This is a genomic window from Mesorhizobium humile (assembly GCF_033977215.1).
Taxonomy (GTDB): Bacteria; Pseudomonadota; Alphaproteobacteria; order Rhizobiales; family Rhizobiaceae; genus Mesorhizobium; species Mesorhizobium humile.
Genome location: NZ_JAVIIV010000004.1, coordinates 317,806 through 332,274 on the forward strand (window position 1 = coordinate 317,806; position 14,469 = coordinate 332,274).

Sequence of the window (14,469 nt, forward strand, 5' to 3'; positions counted from 1 at the left end):
CAACGTGTCGGGCGGAAGCGCCATTGAATTCGCCCTGGTCGCGCCTGTCCTGATTATGCTCTTGTTCGGTATCTTCGCCTTCGGCTGGTCGATGAACACCACCTCCAGCGTGCGCTATGCGCTGGAGGCCTCGGCGCGCTCGCTGCAGCTCAACAACACGCTGACGCAGGCCGATATCCAGGCCATCGCCACGCAGAAGCTGAAGGCGCTTGGCCTGCAGAATGTCAACGTCACCATCACTACCGATCCGGCGAGCGGCGGCTTCCGCATGGCCCATGTCAACGCCAGCTACGCCTTCGTCATCAGCTTCCCCTATTTCAGCGATTATCCGATCAACTACACGACGTCCGTGACCGTGCCGCTCGTCGGCGGCTAGAAGGGCAGGGGCAAACCGGACATGAAACCCGTCTCCTCGGGTGGTGCCGGCGGCGTACGCGCCGCCCATCCGCTCCGGCCGGTCGTGCATCATCTTAGCAATCTCTAAAGTCGCAAGCTTGACGCCAGCCAGGAATGCTAGGGATTTGCCGTCGTCCTATCAGGAGCGCAGCCATGACTTCTCGCGTCGGAAGCCAGCATGGTGCTGGCATCGTGCATCGTTCGAGCAAACCTCAGGGATCGTCGGAAACCTTCCCGGGCAACAGCGCGGAAAGCGTCGGCCACCTTGCAAAGGCCTCGGTCTCCGAGACGGATACGGGCGAGCCGAACGCGCAAGGAAAAGCCGCGTCCCGCATCGCCCGCATGGATCTGACCGTGCTTTCTCCAACCGGTTCGGGGGAGAGTGAGGAACCGGATACCGCGACCGACGCGCCGACGATTGCCGGTGACGTGGAAGCCGCGTGAAACGGCTTTCCGTCCGGAATTGCATCAGAACCAGACGATAGGGCGGTTTGCCGTTTCAGTGGGAACGGCGCAACGCTCTAGCAGCCTTGGCTTGTCGTTTTCATCTGGCCGGGAGCGTTCGATTTGGCGCTGGTATCCTGCTGGCCGGGGGCGGCCTGCTTCGCGCTGCCGGTCGTCTGTTGTCCCGGGGCGCAATCCTTCGCCGAGTTTGGACTGGTCGAGTTCGCCTGCGTTTGGTCCGTGCTCTGGCTGCTGGGCATCGTCGTGGATGAGGAAGTCGACGAAGCGCCCGACTGCGCTGTTGCCAGCCCTCCGGAAAGAGCAAGCAAGGTGGCGACAAGAAGAATCCGTTTCATGACGACTGGTCCTTTCGGTAACGCCCTTCGGTTGCTTAACCCCGGCGGGGCAATAGTGTTCCGATGGGCCCAAATGCTCCGGATTTGCGGGACTTTCGTGGATCTGGATAACCTTTGGGACCATGGTCTGGCGAGACAAGGGCCCTCATTGTTCCAAACGGCCCAAGGGGGCTCGGCCCTTTGTATTGTCGTTGAATTTCAATATGTTAACGCAATATTTTGCGAGAATTATTGGACAATGGTCGCGGTGCTCTCATTTCGCGACCGCAATTGCCTAAAGTTTATCCGACGCCGTTAGGAAATTCTCATAAGAGGCTGCCTAGCGGTTGGGCTCTGGTTACGATTCATCTGCGGAGAAGCACAATGACATTGCGTAAGACACTTCTGGCATCCCTTGCCATTCTGGCGCTCGCGGCGGCCCCCGCGCTCGCCGGCAACGGCCATGGCGGCGGCAATGGCGGCAGCCATGGCGGCGGCAATGGCAACGGCGGCGGCAATGCCGGCGGCAAAGGCAACAGCGGCGCCTCGCATGGCAAGTCGGCCTCGGCCCCGGGCCAGAACAAGAGCACCGACGACACGACCACCGACAACACGACGACCGCCGCCACACCGAGCATCCATTCCAAGCTCGGCCGGCTGAACTCCTTGCAGCGCAACATCAACGCGTACATGAATTCCAAGAGCAAGAAGTTCGCCGGTATCCAGGCCTATGTGACCCAGGCTGCTGCAGCCCAGAACGCGGCGGCCAAGCTTGACGCGGCGAACACCCAGCTGGCCGCCGACCAGACCAAGCTCGCCGATCTCACCAAGCAGCTCGCCGATCTCAACGCGACTAACACGACCGGCTTCTCGACCGCACAGCTGGCGGCTCTCGATGCGCAGAAAGCCGATGTTCAGAGCCAGATCGATGCTCAGAATACGGCAATCACCGCCGACAATCAGGCGATCACCGACGCGCAGGCCGCGGTTGCCGCTAACCCGGCGCCCACGGACGCCTCCTTGGATGCGGCCCTCACCGACATGGCCAACAAGCCGGTCGACGCCGACGTTACCGCCTGGGCCAAGGATACGCTGGCGGGCAAGATCGACGCCATGGCCGCGGCCACGACAACCCCATAAGGCCGGCCGAACCGACCAGGGGTGAACGAAACGCCGCCGGGCCTCGCCCGGCGGCTTTTTTGTCCGCCATCGCCGGGCCTTCACGATCTCCGGCCGGGCGGCAACTACCCTCATTCCAGCTGTCGCTCAGGGACAGTTCGATCGCCGTCATCGCCGCGAATCCTGAAGGCCTGTGCCTCCACGATCATCGTCGTCGGATCCTGGCAAGTCGGGCCAAAAACGTCGGCACGTCAGACCTCGGTCGCCTTGTATTCGGCAACACGCAACGCCAATGTAAAGGCGCACTCCTCATCCTTGCCCGCCATGGTGCATGGCTTAGACTCCGCCGCCCCCGGCGAACCGAGCCCAGATATGGGGAGTTGAGAAGACGGCAGTCGATTCCTCAGGGATGTAGCTGTGCCTTCATCGAGCCCGCCACTGGTTCAGGCGCCAGTCGGCGGGCTTTTGATGGTCGGCATAGAGCCGTTTCACGGAAACGGCCAACCGCTCTATCTCTTTGTTTTTTACGCAATTTCCGACGGAAGGCTGCGGCGAAGGCGCCGAGCCTGACCGCTCACACTTTCCCTGGAATTGCTCTAATCCGCGTGATCGAGCAGGCGGGTGGCGTCGGGGCGATCCCGGCCCCGCCTGACCCCGGCGTGATCGATGCCTTCCACGGTGATGGCGAATGTCCCGTTCTCGGTCCTGCCGATGAAGCCCTTCGACTTGAGGTACCAGAGGTGGAACTCCAGGTGCTCGCGAGGGCAGCCCGACAGGCGCTCGAGCTCGTCGTCGCCGATGCCCGGATTGTTGACGTCCCGCCGGCGCCTCACATAGAGAAGCGACAGCAGATTGGCTTGGATGACGGTATCCCTCTCCATGCCGCCGCCGTCGCGGGCTCCTTCCGTGAGCTCGTGACGAAGGCCCAGATGCTCGCGGTAAAGGATGTCGTACTGAGCCCGTTTGACCGGGTCGCGCAGTGTATTGTGGGCCTCGACGATTTCGCTGAAACGCGACTCATTGCCGGTCTCCCGATTGTCGGGATGGTAGCGCATGGCAAAGTAGCGGAAGATCCGCTCGATGGTCTCAGAATTGGCGTTCGGGCTTATTTCCAGAATTTCGTAGTAGTCAATGAACATGTAATCGTGCTTCCGAAATCACGGAAACCATTCCCCCGTCGCCAAGCATTGCTCAAATGCCGCGCGCGTGCAAGCGCCTGGCCTTGCCGCGCCCATGGCCATGCGAAGGAGATCGAAAGAGTTGGGCGTGGGGGAGCAGTTCGACAGCATTTTTCCGCGCCAATTGTCTTGTGCTGCGTGTTTCGTCTGTCGAGTCTTCTAGGGGCGGGCAAAACACGAGTTAATCTGCGGCAAGTTAGGTTGCTGAGCGTGAGCTTGGATGGAGGTAACGTTGGGTGCCACCACGCGCGCTGAAGTATTTAAAGCGGTCCACCACCGGAGTGAGACGGCCGGCGGGGGCGTCTCCGGCGGGGTGTCACTGAAATGTGCCGCCGTACTATTGGAATGATATAACATCACGTTATAAAGAGGATGCGAGACGGGGTTTGCCGCGATTTGGGCGCCACGAATTGGTGGTGGGAGGCTGGCGAAAGGGGTATCGTCATAGTGGAGCAGACGGATCAGCACTCGATACTTGAGCCCAATGGAGTCAATGACGCTGGTCAGCAGTTCCTGGCGTTTGGCGGCACGCGCGAATTCAGTCGTGCGCAAAGCTCGCTGCACGTCCACCCCGACGTCACTGTCGTTAAATCCAGCGAGGGATTTGGCTGGACCGACCTCTATGCCGCCATCACCGATGAGCGGCCTCATCTGGCGATCCGCAGGGCCATTCCGGACATCTGGTTCGCATCGACGCTGACGGGCATTGAGTTGCGCCGCACGGTCGGCGATGAGCAGCTCCATGGTGTGCTCTCGTCGAATCTTGTGACGATTACGCCCGCGGGCATCGCCGTGCGGGATGAGATTGCTGTGCCCGTCAATGCCCTGCACGTCTATCTCAAAGGCGATGCGATGCAGGAGGTCGCCGACGACCTGTTTGCAACGCACCGCTCGGATCGGGCGATCATACCCGCATTCGCCAGCGAGGATCGTATGCTGTTTCTTCTGTTGCATGCGATCAGGGCCGCCCTCGATGAACCGCCTCGCAGCAATCTGCTGAAGGTGGAGCTTCTTGCCAGGGTGCTTGCCTCACACGTTCTGCAGATCCACTCGACGGATGGTGTAGCGCGGACCCGGAGTGCGGACAGGCTGGGATCGAACCAGCTTCGGCTTGTCGTTGACTATATCGAAGCCAATCTCTGCGGCGAAATCAGTGTCAACGAGCTGGCCGCCATCACCGGGCTCAGTCGTGAGCAGTTCTTCCGTCGCTTCAAGGCGTCGCAACGGATTTCGCCGCATCGCTATGTGATGATGGCGCGCATCGAGCGGGCAAAGGCCTGCCTTGCCGACCCGAAGCTTGAGCTTGTGTCGATCGCCTTGATGTGCGGCTTTTCGAGTCAAGCGCATTTCGGCTCCGTCTTCAAGCGCTTCATGGGAACATCTCCCGCCCGTTATAGACGCTCGATCGCGTAGCCATCGGAGACAGGCCCTCGCGTGGCAAGCGCGACGCGGGGAATGATTTAGGCGTTCTAGCCGCCCGAATTTGATATCCTTGCCACGAATTTGAAAGAACTCCGGCAAATTTCCCGGTATTTGCGGGACAACATTTACCCCTGATGACGACTGGGCCCACCCCGCCCTTCGGGTTCGCGGTCCGCGGCACATGTTGAGCGCCTGGAGCGGCCGGGGGGCCGCGCAGGCTTTTTTTGTTCGTGCTTACCCTTGATCGGAATGATGAGGAGACGTCATGCCGGAACGGGCACTTGCCCGCTCGCGCCAGTTAGTAGTGAATTTTGAGCTGCAAGACGCGGACGGTTTAGCGGACCACATCAACCAACGTTTTTCGCCCGTCAGAATCGAACCGGTGCGGCCGGCCGATCGGTTCAGCATGTCCGGGACCTACGGGCAGGTCGCCGGCATCGACTTCAGCCGAAGCCGGGTCCAAGGGGAATTCAGGGTATTTCCCAAGCGCCTCTATGACGGCGTGTTCTTCATTTTTCCGACGGTGGGCAGTCTCGTCTTCCATCAGAGCCGCGAGAGTTTTGCGAGCTCGCCCACCATCGCCGTCGCTGCCGAAGGGATGGCATGCCGATCGATGGATTTCCTTTTCGACACCACCTTCTGCGGTGTGGTTATTGATCGGCCGGCGCTGGCCGCTCGGATGTCGGCACTGCTTGGCCATCCGGTCGTCGAAAAGCCGATCTTCCAGCCATCGCTGGATATGGCGTCTGGCGGCGCCAGTGCGCTGAAGTCTCTTGTGATGTGCATCACGAGCCCAGAATTCGGCCCGCAACTCAACCGAGCGAGCCTCACCGCAGAGCGGATTCGCGAAACGCTTGTCGACCTTGTGCTCGAAACGTGGCCGAACAGCTACTCGGAGATCCTACATCGACCGCCGCCGATGATCGCGCCTCAGCATGTGAAGCTCGCCGTGGATTTCATCCATGACCACGCGCATATGCTTCCGAGTGGGACGGAGCTCGCAGCCTTGTCGGGCGTCAGTCTTCGTGCGCTGCAGGCCGGCTTCCGGCGGTTTGCGGGTACCTCAATCGGTGCGTACCAGCGTCAGATCAGGCTGGAGCGGGCGCGCGCCGATTTTCTGCGCGAGCCGGGGGCCTCGGTCGAGGATATAGCCTTGAGGTGGGGATTCACCAATGCGGGGCGCTTCAGCCGATATTTCAAGGCGGCCTATGGCGTGTTCCCGACGGAGCTGATCCGCCGACAGCGCTGATCGCCCGCCGCGAGGTCCATTGCCGAAGGCAGACGAGCAGCCGACGATTCTGAAGATCGCGACACGAATCTGAAATATCCGGACTGCCGACAGCGGTAGACTGCTTGGGCGTCGACCCCCGGCTTGGCTGACCCGGGGCCGAGGGTCGCATCGAGGGGAGCCGCCCTTCAGGTCGCCGCATCTGCGGCTCGCCCTCCTCCTGTGCGGTGGGAGCCCCTCGCCACCGCACAGGAGTCTTCTTGTGGTTGGTTGCGGTCGCGTGCTCACGAATGGCGGAGTGCGAATTACGCCACGGCACGGCGGTCTCTGCGTTCCGTGGCGTTGCGGATGGAGCTGGTTTCCGTGACCTGCACCGGATCGTGCGCTGCGGCGATATGATAGCGATCGCGGCCGGTTCTCTTGGCGTGGTAGAGCGCTTCATCAGCAAGTTTCATCGTTTGCTCGAGCGTGATTGCTGGGCAGTATTGGGCGACGCCAATGCTGATCGTGAGATTGATATCACGCCCGGCGATCACTTTTCCTGAGTGCCGCATTGCTTCGCAGAGGCGGTCAGCCTCGCGCCCTGCATCGCAGCTCCTGAGCTCCGGAAGAAAGACGCCAAATTCCTCGCCGCCAAGGCGCCCCACCAAGGCTTCGGGCGGCAGGGCGGTTCTCAGAACCTGGGCGAGGCATTTGAGAGCCTCGTCTCCGACATCATGCCCGTAGGTATCGTTGACCGATTTGAAGTGGTCGGCATCGATCATCAGGAACGAGCCGCCGCTTGCGAGTTGTTCGCGCATCTGGTTCAGCAGGTAGACGCGGGAGAGCACACTCGTGAGCGGGTCGTAGCGAACGCAATTGTCGAGACGATCAATCGTCATGGTGAGGAGCCTGAGGATGCTCAGCGCGCCGATAGCGATCGGCGGTGCAATCAGCAACGGAATGACCGCTGCGAGTGAGAGGACGCCCCAGAACGCCTGCCGCGGCAGCCCGGGCACAAAGGCGAGCGCCGTTGCGACCGACACGACTGGAGCTGCTACGCAAAGGAGTGTAATGAGCGCCAGCAAACCCCAAGCGTAGCGGTTCGATGTGATACGAAAAAATGGTAGCAACTTGTCCATGCGGAAAGTCTTGGAACGATGTGCTTAATCCTGCGGTTTCTTAATTCTGTAAATTTGTAGGTAACGAGGACCGTCTGCTCGCTTTGCAGCGCGATCTGTCTGCGCGTTGCTCAACGCGTCTGACATCTGGGCGGGTTGTGACTTTTCCGCGGTTTGGATTCTCCCGCGGCGCGCTGGCAACCAGCAACCACCGATCTTAGGCGGGGTGGTCTATCGGCGCCTCATCGCGTCATGCGATGTCGAACGACAGCGAATAGCGGCTTCGCACGAACTTCAGGAAATGGCGAAGTGCGGGGTTCGTATTGTCTGTTCGCCAATATCCGGAAGTCCCGATCGTCGGCCGGCAAAGGCCTGCGCCGCTCGGCTTAGAAAACTTTGCCGCATCAGTCCGCTATTGCGGTGGAATAGATTCCGGGCTCTGTTAGTTAGCTCCGTTTGAAATTCAGGTGGCAACCTGGATGGGGCCGACCTCAAGCCGGTTCCCTTTTTTGGCTCGCCTCGAAGGAGGCGAGCCATTTTTTTGCCAAACGCCTCGCGGCTTTCGCCCGAAGGCCGCACCGACTTAGGTGCGCCATGGCTAATATGGGTTGCAGGATGTAGACTTCGCAGAGTCGGGTTTACAGAGGCATTGGGAGGACAAAAAATGCCACGGATATCGGAACTCTTCTTCAAGACCGCCATCATCTTTTTCCTTCTGGGCATCGCCATCGGCATCAAGATGGGCATTTCGGGCGACCATGGCGCCTTCCCGGCGCATGCGCACTTCAACCTTCTGGGCTGGGTCACCAGCGCCATCTTCGGCGGCTACTACGCGCTCAATCCAGCCAAGGCCGAGAAGCGCCTCGCCATGATCCATTACGGCCTCTACACGCTTGGCCTGGTGGTGATGTTGCCGCCGCTTTACCTGAAATACGCATACGCGATGGACGCCGTTGAGCCGATCCTGGGCATCGGTTCGCTGATCGTCGCCGCGGGCGTGCTGGTCTTTGCCGTCATGGTCTTCTCGTCGGCCGAAACGGTACGCTCGACGACGGCTGCTACAGCCCGCTGAGGATTTGCCGATCAAAGCCGAGCGGCTTTGCGCCGCTTGGCTTTTCACGCCGAGCCATGCGGCGCACTTGTCGCCTGTGGCTCAGGGTAACCTTGGAAAGAGGCGCGAGATCAGGGCCTGGATGATGCCGTCTCGCTCGAACGGGCCCGGCAGCTTGGCGGGCGAGGCGGTGCCTTCGTTCGACTTGGTCTCGTCGGTCACGCGCGTCTCACCGTGCACGAGCCATAGCACGGCCGCGAAATAACCCGCCTGCAGGATGACAGCGGCGAGCACCGTCCAGCCCAATGCCGCCCAGGCCGATCCCGTGGACGTGTATGTCCAGCCGAGGATCACCAGAAGCGTAGCCACCATTCCCACAAGAAACTGCGGAAAATACATCTGCCCAACCGAGCGTCGCGACCACATTCGGTCATCGACGATCTCGCCCATGTCTCTACCCATCTTGACCCATGCACCTTTTCCGAGTGGTCCGCAAGCTTGAACGATCAGGAGGCGGGCCCATCGCCCTTTCGTCCGGCCCTTATAGGACGACGGACGCAGGACTTCCGTTGTGACAACTGGGAATGGCGCAAGATCGTTCCCGAGGCGCAGCATTCAATGCATGCCTAATGGACAGACGTCGTCTCGCGTGTTCGGACGTCTCTGCACGCAAAAAAGGGCCCGCCACGTGGCGGGCCTTGTCCGTCATGCTGACCGGATCAGGTCAGGATCAACACGATCTTGTAGGTATCGGGGTCGACGATGACGATACGTCCGTCGGCCAGCACGAAATACTCGTAGGTCTCGTACGCAGGCACGATCTTGACGATACGCGCCGGCAGGCGGTGCAGCCGGATCTTGTGCCGCGGTACCTCGACGCCGACCGATATGTCGAAGCTGACGTCGCGGACCGGCTCGACCTTGGTCTCGTGGATGATCTGCGTGACCTGCGTCTTCTGCTCCACCGTCACGTTGTTGATCGAGGCCGTCTTGTTCTGGTCGGTCTCGACATTGGTGTTGCCCTGGGCGTTCTGCTCGGTCTGCATCTTGGTATTGCCCTGAGCATTCTGCTCGGTGGTGGCGCCGGCCTTGCCCTGTGCCTGCTGCTTCTTCTTCAGTTGGGTATTGTCCTGGGCATTCTGCTCGGTGCTGGTTGCGGCCTTGCCCTGGGCGTTTTGCTCGGTCTGCATCTTGGTATTGCCCTGAGCATTCTGCTCAGTGATGGCGCCGGCCTTGCCCTGTGCCTGCTGCTTCTTCTTCAGCTTTGTATTGTCTTGGGCATTCTGGTCGGGGTTGGTGCTTGCCTGACCCTGGGCCTGCTCATCGGTCTTCATTTTGGTCTTGCCCTGGGCCTGCTCCTGCGTGTTGGCACCGGCCTTGCCCTGGGCCTTCATTTCGGTTTTCGATTTCATCTCGCCCTGGGCCTGCCCGCCGGCTTTGCCGCCCTTCTGGCAATCCGCCGTGCCGGCCGCGCAATTGTCACCGCCGCTCGGCTGCGCGGACTCTGTCTGCGCCATCGCGGCGCCGCACCCGACGCCGAGCGCGATCATGCTTGTGATCAGCAGATGTTTCATTGGATTTCTCCTCGGAGAGTTGGGTCCCTTCACTGAGAAAACCCCGCCCGAAAAGCATTGTTCCGAAATTGTCGCGCCCGGCGCAGGCGACGTTCGCGAAAATAACGGCGTCAGGTTTTTGCAGGAACAAGGCCTGCCGGCCGGCGTTACGGACAACGCCTACCGGCTGTGAAATCGCAGGCTCAGCGTGAGAGGCAATCATCCAAACGAGGAGAACATCGATGAAACTGCATCTCACAACCGCTGCGGCGGGCCTGCTGCTCCTGACGGGTATCGGCGCCGCCACTGCCCAGGACGTCATCATCCAGCCCGAACAGGAAACGGTCATTCGCGAGTATGTGCATAAGCAGCCGCTGGCCTCCGTCGAGGTTCCGGGCGTGAAGCTCAGCATCGGCAGCGTCCTTCCCGACACTGTCGAGCTCCATGAAGTGCCAAACGTGAAGTACCGCTACGTTGTCGTCGACAACCGGACGGTCATCGTCGATCCCGGCACGCGCAAAATCGTCCAGGTCATCGAGTAGGGATTCATTCGCCGCTGGGTAGCGGCCTGCCGCCGGCGGCAGGCCGCTAGCCAGTATTAATTCGTTACCTACTGCTAATGGAACCTTTCGCCCAGGGCAGACGTTGCCGCCTCTGTGTTCAAGTTTGCCTCATAGAGAACACAAGCATGCGCAGGATGCAGGAATTGGGCGGCGGCGAAACAGGCACCGGTTGGGGAGGAGACTGACCAACATGTCGAAACGAGAAATTGGGACATCCCGTTCGCTCGGGATGCGGGTGGCCGATCTTAAGGCCAGGATGCGGGATGCTCGCATCACCGAACATGAGATGAAGACCTTCCAGAAGGTCGCGGCAATCATGGGGGGCGGCGAGGGCTCCCTACGCATAGACGCGGACGATCTGATCGCCGCGTCTTTCGTTACCGAGGCGCTGGGCGAATCGTCGCCGAACTGACAGCGGCCCACCAGCCGAAAATCCCGGATCGATCCAGTCAGCCGGCGTGGCGGCGGTTCATAGACGAACGGACGCCAGGCGGCGCCCTTCCAGGATATGGCGGCTAACCCGAAAACTTGTAGGCAAGGCCGATGCGCATGGCGTTGAGTCTGAGTGCGCCGAGGCTGGCTCTATCCAGGCACGTGTCGGTTTTGGGCGCGGCTTTCGCGCGCCCGGCTGCGCCTGATCTTGGCTTCGCGCAGCACCGCGACCGGATCGGCGCCGGTCCACTCGATCCCCGCCTTCTTCGCGAAGACCAGGAATGCCTGACGCGCCTTGTCGAGATCGATCTCGCCGGCCCGCGCGGCTTCGCAGGCGCGCAAAGCCATGCCGTAGCTCTCGCCCTGACAGGCCGATGGCCATTCCTTGAGAAAGTTCTGCATCGCGGTGAGCGAGGCGATCTCGCGCTTGAAGCCGGCGCCGACGGCGATGGTCACCGGAGCCCGAAGTTCTATGTCGCTTCTGATGGAACCTTCTCGCATGACGACGGCACCCCATGGATTTCAAAGTCTTGGGCAGTTTCAAAGCCTTCCAATGCGGAGCCGATGCGAAGGTTCCGCCAAATCAATTAGTCATCGCTGACGGAACAACACCTTGCCGGCGACGTTTGCCCCTGGAGCTCCCATGTTCGACCTGCCGATGTTTCCGCTCCCGCGGAGGCAAGGCGGAGCTCGCCAACGCAACAGGAGAGAAACGATGAAAACCATCCTCATTCCAGCTGTCGCCGGCCTGGCTCTGATGGCCGGCATCGGCATCGCGGCCGCGGACGAGGTGATCGTCACGCCCGAGCAGCAGACCGTGGTCAAGGAATATGTCCACAAGCATCCGATTGCCTCGGTCAACGTGCTTGGCCTCGAGCTGGGCGTTGGCTCGACCGTGCCTGACACCGTCGAGCTGCAGCAGGTTCCGGACGTCAAGTATCGCTATGCGGTCGTCAACGACCACACGGTGCTGATCGACCCCGGCACGCGCCGCGTCATCCAGGTGATTCAATAACGCTTGGTCTGAATGAGCCCGATCCTCCCGCCGAAGCATCGGGGAAGGATCGGGCTCTTCTCGCATCCGGATATGAGGCCTAAACTAGACAGCGGTTTGGGAGGCAGCGAAGAAGGAGTCGTTGCCATGCATCATCCACACGTCGAATCACCAAGTATCGCCGCCATGGTTGACAAGCTGCTGGCCGAGCACAGAACTGGCCTGCTGTCGATGAAAGAGGCAATTTCCCTGCTGCGGCAGCGCACGGGGACGGATCGCTCTGATGCGGACTTAGCCGGATTGATTACAAAGAAGGCAGCGTATCTGGGTGTCGCCGTCATCACCGACGGACACTGAGCGAAATTTGCCGTTTCTGTCGCTCGCTCACGCGCGATACCGAAGACGCCACGGGAAAATTCGGCTAATGTTCGCGCCGGGGAACGGTCCCAACCTTTAGGAGGCGACAGTGACGGACGACAGGCACGAACGCATTCGCCAGCGCGCGCACGAGATCTGGGAGCAAGCCGGCCGGCCGGAAGGTGCGCATATGGAGCATTGGGACCAGGCGGCGGCCGAGGTCGATGCTGCGAGCAAGCCAAAGGCGAAGACCCCGAAGAAGGCCGCCGCCGACAAGCCGAAAGCCGCCAAAGCGGAGAAGCCGGCCAAGGTGCCCGCCAAGGCGAAAGCGACCAAGCCCAAAGCCAAGGCCTGAGCCCGCCAAGCCTCATTTGGTCCGTCGGAAGGTGAGGCTATGTCACGCCCTCCGATAATTCTGGGCCGCCCGCACCCAACTGGGGCAATGCCGGCTGTGTCAATGCCTTCGTCATCACCGGCGCAGCGGTGCTGAGCGAAGGCTTCGCCTATGGTGGCCGGCTGACCGGCACGCTCGGTACCGCCTTCGCCGCCAGCCAGGTCGGCGGCAATGCGGGGCTGCAGTTCAGCTGGTAGGGGAAGCTACCGGGTCCCTTGCTTTCCGGCGTATCGCGCGACCGCGCAGAGGAAGGCAAGCGCTGCCATGTCGCAGGCAGCGCGTGACGGCGACGGACCCTTCGCGAAAAGGACCGCGTCGGCAACCGGGACCGTTAGACCGTGCTTCCGGGCGAATGAGATGACTTCGTAGGGCTGATCGTCGGGCTGCATGCCGATGTCGATGCGCTGATCCATCAAAACGAGTTCCTCCCTGGTATGCGGCTTTACCCTCCTGCGCCTGCGGAGAATTAACGCCCGGCCGCTCGCCCGCGTCCACCAATTGGCGATTGTGTGAAACGATGCATTTCCGGGAGCACGGCCAAGAGTTGCAGCGGCTGGCGGAGAGGGCGCGATGCGGCGGGCTTCTTGCTTCTTCCACAGGGAAGATGGCGCTTCACTCACCAGGCATCGCTCGACCTGGCAAACCTCATCCCCGCCGCGATCATCGCGCTTTCGCATTCGCTGATCAGCCTGAGGTTCTGCAGATACCGCGCCACCGTCTCCGGGAGCCAGGCGGCGCAGGCTTCGATATAGGCGCGGCCGTGCACCAGCGTGCCGGTGGAAAGCCGCTCATCCTTCTCGGCGATCACTTTCAGATATTGCCGAATGAAGCGGATGTCGTCGGCGATGTCCTGGCTCGCCATGCGCCAGGCACCGGCGAGGCGTTCGCGCTCGGCGAGCGGCAGTGGCGAGAGCAAAGGGCGGGAGAGGTCGGCGAAAGCGGCATGGTTCGCGGTGTTCAAGCAAATCCCCTCAACGGAAGGGAGGTATCGTACTTTATGTACGAAAAGTAATCAAGCGAGATTCGTACGGTTTGAACGATATAGCAGTTATAAGAAATCCGCGAAAATCTTATAACCACCGGCATCTCCCATAGGGAGATGGGGCGCCCGGCCCAACTGACACCGTAAAAAAACCGCTTTCCCAGCACTGCAAACAATGCTTTAACCCCGCCATCCACAGGGGTGCTCCGTACGGTCGGGGCTGAGATGGCGGCGGCAAGCCTCCGGACCCTAAAGCTGATCTGGATAATACCAGCGGAGCGAGGCGGGCCATGTTTTCCGGCGCACAGATTTCCCTTTATCCCATGACCGACGATTTCGTCGGCGTCATCCTTGGCGCGCTCGGCGCGCTCGATCCTTACCGCGACAGGTTGAGGATCGAGACCGATGACATCTCGACGCTGCTGGTTGGGCCGCCCGAAGTGCTGTTCCCCGCCATGCGCGACCTCTTTGCGGCGGCGGCCAGAAGCGGCAGGCATTGCGTGCTGTCGGCCGCCGTCTCGCGCGGCTGCCCCGGCGAACCGGACGACCCGATCTGCCGCTCCGACGAGATCGGCGGCCCGGCGATCCCGCTCGACGAACGCAAGCGCGCGGCGCTCCGCGCCGTCGAGACGACGCCTTCGACCGACCAGCCGGTGGCGGCGCAATTCTCGCTCTACGTGATGGGCAACGGCGGCCACATGGACGAGATCTATGGCTGCATCGACTTCCTGAAGCAGTCCGGCGTGTTCGAACGCTCTAAGCATTTCTGCACCAAGCTGCGCGGTGACGCCGGCGCGGTGTTCGCCACGCTGAACGAGGCGTTCTGCCGCTTCGGCCCCGGCGCTGGCCATGTGACGCTCGACATAACGATTTCGGCGAACAGCCCGACCGCGGTTTGAGCGCACGCAAAGCGCCGTCGAG

21 protein-coding genes and 1 riboswitch are annotated in these 14,469 nt (G+C 61.3%); of the genes, 13 read left to right on the forward strand and 8 right to left on the reverse strand.

Annotated elements, in window-relative coordinates; all coding sequences use genetic code 11:
- Nucleotides 1–4: 4 nt before the first annotated feature.
- Together RFM52_RS09365 and RFM52_RS09370 are read left to right on the forward strand one after the other, a co-directional pair.
- Nucleotides 5–376, forward strand: a complete 372-nt coding sequence (locus RFM52_RS09365) for a TadE/TadG family type IV pilus assembly protein (RefSeq protein WP_320327842.1) — start codon at nt 5–7, stop codon at nt 374–376.
- A gap of 173 nt (nt 377–549) precedes the next feature.
- The gene (locus tag RFM52_RS09370) at nt 550–840 is read left to right on the forward strand and encodes a hypothetical protein (protein WP_320296062.1); all 291 of its coding nucleotides are present in this window, start codon (nt 550–552) and stop codon (nt 838–840) included.
- A gap of 77 nt (nt 841–917) precedes the next feature.
- Here RFM52_RS09370 and RFM52_RS09375 read toward each other — a convergent pair whose 3' ends face one another.
- Nucleotides 918–1,196 carry a hypothetical protein gene (locus RFM52_RS09375; protein ID WP_320296061.1) on the reverse strand — a complete coding sequence of 93 codons (279 nt, stop codon included), beginning with the start codon at nt 1,194–1,196 and terminating at the stop codon, nt 918–920.
- A gap of 363 nt (nt 1,197–1,559) precedes the next feature.
- Between RFM52_RS09375 and RFM52_RS09380 the strand changes: the two genes are divergently transcribed.
- Nucleotides 1,560–2,315 carry a hypothetical protein gene (locus RFM52_RS09380; protein ID WP_320296060.1) on the forward strand — a complete coding sequence of 252 codons (756 nt, stop codon included), beginning with the start codon at nt 1,560–1,562 and terminating at the stop codon, nt 2,313–2,315.
- A gap of 575 nt (nt 2,316–2,890) precedes the next feature.
- On the opposite strand, the gene RFM52_RS09385 is transcribed toward RFM52_RS09380, so the two are convergent.
- On the reverse strand, nt 2,891–3,433 hold the full coding sequence (locus tag RFM52_RS09385; protein ID WP_320296059.1) for a J domain-containing protein: 543 nt from the start codon (nt 3,431–3,433) through the stop codon (nt 2,891–2,893).
- A gap of 486 nt (nt 3,434–3,919) precedes the next feature.
- Here RFM52_RS09385 and RFM52_RS09390 point away from each other — a divergent pair, with 486 nt between their 5' ends.
- Together RFM52_RS09390 and RFM52_RS09395 are read left to right on the forward strand one after the other, a co-directional pair.
- The gene (locus RFM52_RS09390; protein WP_320296058.1) at nt 3,920–4,885 is read left to right on the forward strand and encodes an AraC family transcriptional regulator; all 966 of its coding nucleotides are present in this window, start codon (nt 3,920–3,922) and stop codon (nt 4,883–4,885) included.
- Nucleotides 4,886–5,159: 274 nt separating this feature from the next.
- The gene (locus tag RFM52_RS09395; protein WP_320296057.1) at nt 5,160–6,143 is read left to right on the forward strand and encodes an AraC family transcriptional regulator; all 984 of its coding nucleotides are present in this window, start codon (nt 5,160–5,162) and stop codon (nt 6,141–6,143) included.
- 284 nt (nt 6,144–6,427) lie between these two features.
- Here RFM52_RS09395 and RFM52_RS09400 read toward each other — a convergent pair whose 3' ends face one another.
- Complete coding sequence (locus RFM52_RS09400; protein ID WP_320296056.1) at nt 6,428–7,243, reverse strand: GGDEF domain-containing protein; 816 nt, start codon at nt 7,241–7,243, stop codon at nt 6,428–6,430.
- A 643-nt stretch (nt 7,244–7,886) separates the two neighbouring features.
- Between RFM52_RS09400 and RFM52_RS09405 the strand changes: the two genes are divergently transcribed.
- Nucleotides 7,887–8,294, forward strand: coding sequence for a heme-copper oxidase family protein (locus tag RFM52_RS09405; protein ID WP_320296055.1), 408 nt, complete (start codon nt 7,887–7,889; stop codon nt 8,292–8,294).
- An 81-nt stretch (nt 8,295–8,375) separates the two neighbouring features.
- On the opposite strand, the gene RFM52_RS09410 is transcribed toward RFM52_RS09405, so the two are convergent.
- Both RFM52_RS09410 and RFM52_RS09415 read right to left on the reverse strand, forming a co-directional pair.
- A complete protein-coding gene (locus RFM52_RS09410; protein WP_320296054.1) occupies nt 8,376–8,723 on the reverse strand; it encodes an exopolysaccharide production repressor protein in 348 nt (115 codons plus the stop codon).
- 269 nt (nt 8,724–8,992) lie between these two features.
- Entirely contained in the window at nt 8,993–9,823 is an 831-nt protein-coding gene (locus RFM52_RS09415) for a DUF1236 domain-containing protein (RefSeq protein WP_320296053.1), read from the reverse strand.
- Between RFM52_RS09415 and RFM52_RS09420 the strand changes: the two genes are divergently transcribed.
- The 3 genes from RFM52_RS09420 (at nt 9,822) to RFM52_RS09430 (ending at nt 10,801) form a co-directional block, all read left to right on the forward strand.
- Nucleotides 9,822–10,019, forward strand: coding sequence for a hypothetical protein (locus RFM52_RS09420; RefSeq protein WP_320296052.1), 198 nt, complete (start codon nt 9,822–9,824; stop codon nt 10,017–10,019). The genes RFM52_RS09415 and RFM52_RS09420 overlap by 2 nt on opposite strands.
- A 49-nt stretch (nt 10,020–10,068) precedes the next feature.
- Nucleotides 10,069–10,368 (forward strand): DUF1236 domain-containing protein, encoded by a 300-nt coding sequence (locus RFM52_RS09425; RefSeq protein WP_320296051.1) that lies wholly within the window; start codon nt 10,069–10,071, stop codon nt 10,366–10,368.
- Nucleotides 10,369–10,579: 211 nt separating this feature from the next.
- A complete protein-coding gene (locus RFM52_RS09430) occupies nt 10,580–10,801 on the forward strand; it encodes a hypothetical protein (protein WP_320296050.1) in 222 nt (73 codons plus the stop codon).
- Between the two features lie 170 nt (nt 10,802–10,971).
- Here RFM52_RS09430 and RFM52_RS09435 read toward each other — a convergent pair whose 3' ends face one another.
- Nucleotides 10,972–11,277: a DUF982 domain-containing protein gene (locus RFM52_RS09435; protein WP_320296049.1), complete on the reverse strand. Its 306-nt coding sequence runs from the start codon at nt 11,275–11,277 to the stop codon at nt 10,972–10,974.
- 259 nt (nt 11,278–11,536) lie between these two features.
- Between RFM52_RS09435 and RFM52_RS09440 the strand changes: the two genes are divergently transcribed.
- From RFM52_RS09440 to RFM52_RS09450, 3 genes are all read left to right on the forward strand, one after another.
- The gene (locus tag RFM52_RS09440; RefSeq protein ID WP_320296048.1) at nt 11,537–11,836 is read left to right on the forward strand and encodes a DUF1236 domain-containing protein; all 300 of its coding nucleotides are present in this window, start codon (nt 11,537–11,539) and stop codon (nt 11,834–11,836) included.
- Nucleotides 11,837–11,962: 126 nt separating this feature from the next.
- On the forward strand, nt 11,963–12,172 hold the full coding sequence (locus RFM52_RS09445) for a hypothetical protein (RefSeq protein ID WP_320296047.1): 210 nt from the start codon (nt 11,963–11,965) through the stop codon (nt 12,170–12,172).
- 109 nt (nt 12,173–12,281) lie between these two features.
- Entirely contained in the window at nt 12,282–12,527 is a 246-nt protein-coding gene (locus tag RFM52_RS09450) for a DUF2934 domain-containing protein (RefSeq protein ID WP_320296046.1), read from the forward strand.
- Nucleotides 12,528–12,769: 242 nt separating this feature from the next.
- Here the strand turns inward: RFM52_RS09450 and RFM52_RS09455 are convergent, their stop codons facing one another.
- On the reverse strand, nt 12,770–12,979 hold the full coding sequence (locus RFM52_RS09455) for a hypothetical protein (RefSeq protein ID WP_320296045.1): 210 nt from the start codon (nt 12,977–12,979) through the stop codon (nt 12,770–12,772).
- Nucleotides 12,980–13,182: 203 nt separating this feature from the next.
- Nucleotides 13,183–13,527, reverse strand: coding sequence for a hypothetical protein (locus tag RFM52_RS09460; protein ID WP_320296044.1), 345 nt, complete (start codon nt 13,525–13,527; stop codon nt 13,183–13,185).
- Nucleotides 13,528–13,735: 208 nt separating this feature from the next.
- Nucleotides 13,736–13,848: riboswitch (TPP riboswitch) on the forward strand.
- On the opposite strand from RFM52_RS09460, the gene RFM52_RS09465 reads away from it, so the two are divergent.
- Nucleotides 13,839–14,447, forward strand: coding sequence for a YkoF family thiamine/hydroxymethylpyrimidine-binding protein (locus tag RFM52_RS09465; protein WP_320296043.1), 609 nt, complete (start codon nt 13,839–13,841; stop codon nt 14,445–14,447). It overlaps the preceding riboswitch by 10 nt.
- Nucleotides 14,448–14,469 lie beyond the last annotated feature (22 nt).

Coding starts and splice junctions, on each gene's coding strand:
- RFM52_RS09370 (WP_320296062.1), top strand. CDS start 550: ATGACTTCTCGCGTCGGAAGCCAGCATGGTGCTGGCATCGTGCATCGT.
- RFM52_RS09375 (WP_320296061.1), bottom strand. CDS start 1,196: ATGAAACGGATTCTTCTTGTCGCCACCTTGCTTGCTCTTTCCGGAGGG.
- RFM52_RS09380 (WP_320296060.1), top strand. CDS start 1,560: ATGACATTGCGTAAGACACTTCTGGCATCCCTTGCCATTCTGGCGCTC.
- RFM52_RS09385 (WP_320296059.1), bottom strand. CDS start 3,433: ATGTTCATTGACTACTACGAAATTCTGGAAATAAGCCCGAACGCCAAT.
- RFM52_RS09395 (WP_320296057.1), top strand. CDS start 5,160: ATGCCGGAACGGGCACTTGCCCGCTCGCGCCAGTTAGTAGTGAATTTT.
- RFM52_RS09400 (WP_320296056.1), bottom strand. CDS start 7,243: ATGGACAAGTTGCTACCATTTTTTCGTATCACATCGAACCGCTACGCT.
- RFM52_RS09405 (WP_320296055.1), top strand. CDS start 7,887: ATGCCACGGATATCGGAACTCTTCTTCAAGACCGCCATCATCTTTTTC.
- RFM52_RS09410 (WP_320296054.1), bottom strand. CDS start 8,723: ATGGGCGAGATCGTCGATGACCGAATGTGGTCGCGACGCTCGGTTGGG.
- RFM52_RS09420 (WP_320296052.1), top strand. CDS start 9,822: ATGCTTGTGATCAGCAGATGTTTCATTGGATTTCTCCTCGGAGAGTTG.
- RFM52_RS09415 (WP_320296053.1), bottom strand. CDS start 9,823: ATGATCGCGCTCGGCGTCGGGTGCGGCGCCGCGATGGCGCAGACAGAG.
- RFM52_RS09425 (WP_320296051.1), top strand. CDS start 10,069: ATGAAACTGCATCTCACAACCGCTGCGGCGGGCCTGCTGCTCCTGACG.
- RFM52_RS09430 (WP_320296050.1), top strand. CDS start 10,580: ATGTCGAAACGAGAAATTGGGACATCCCGTTCGCTCGGGATGCGGGTG.
- RFM52_RS09440 (WP_320296048.1), top strand. CDS start 11,537: ATGAAAACCATCCTCATTCCAGCTGTCGCCGGCCTGGCTCTGATGGCC.
- RFM52_RS09445 (WP_320296047.1), top strand. CDS start 11,963: ATGCATCATCCACACGTCGAATCACCAAGTATCGCCGCCATGGTTGAC.
- RFM52_RS09455 (WP_320296045.1), bottom strand. CDS start 12,979: ATGGATCAGCGCATCGACATCGGCATGCAGCCCGACGATCAGCCCTAC.
- RFM52_RS09465 (WP_320296043.1), top strand. CDS start 13,839: ATGTTTTCCGGCGCACAGATTTCCCTTTATCCCATGACCGACGATTTC.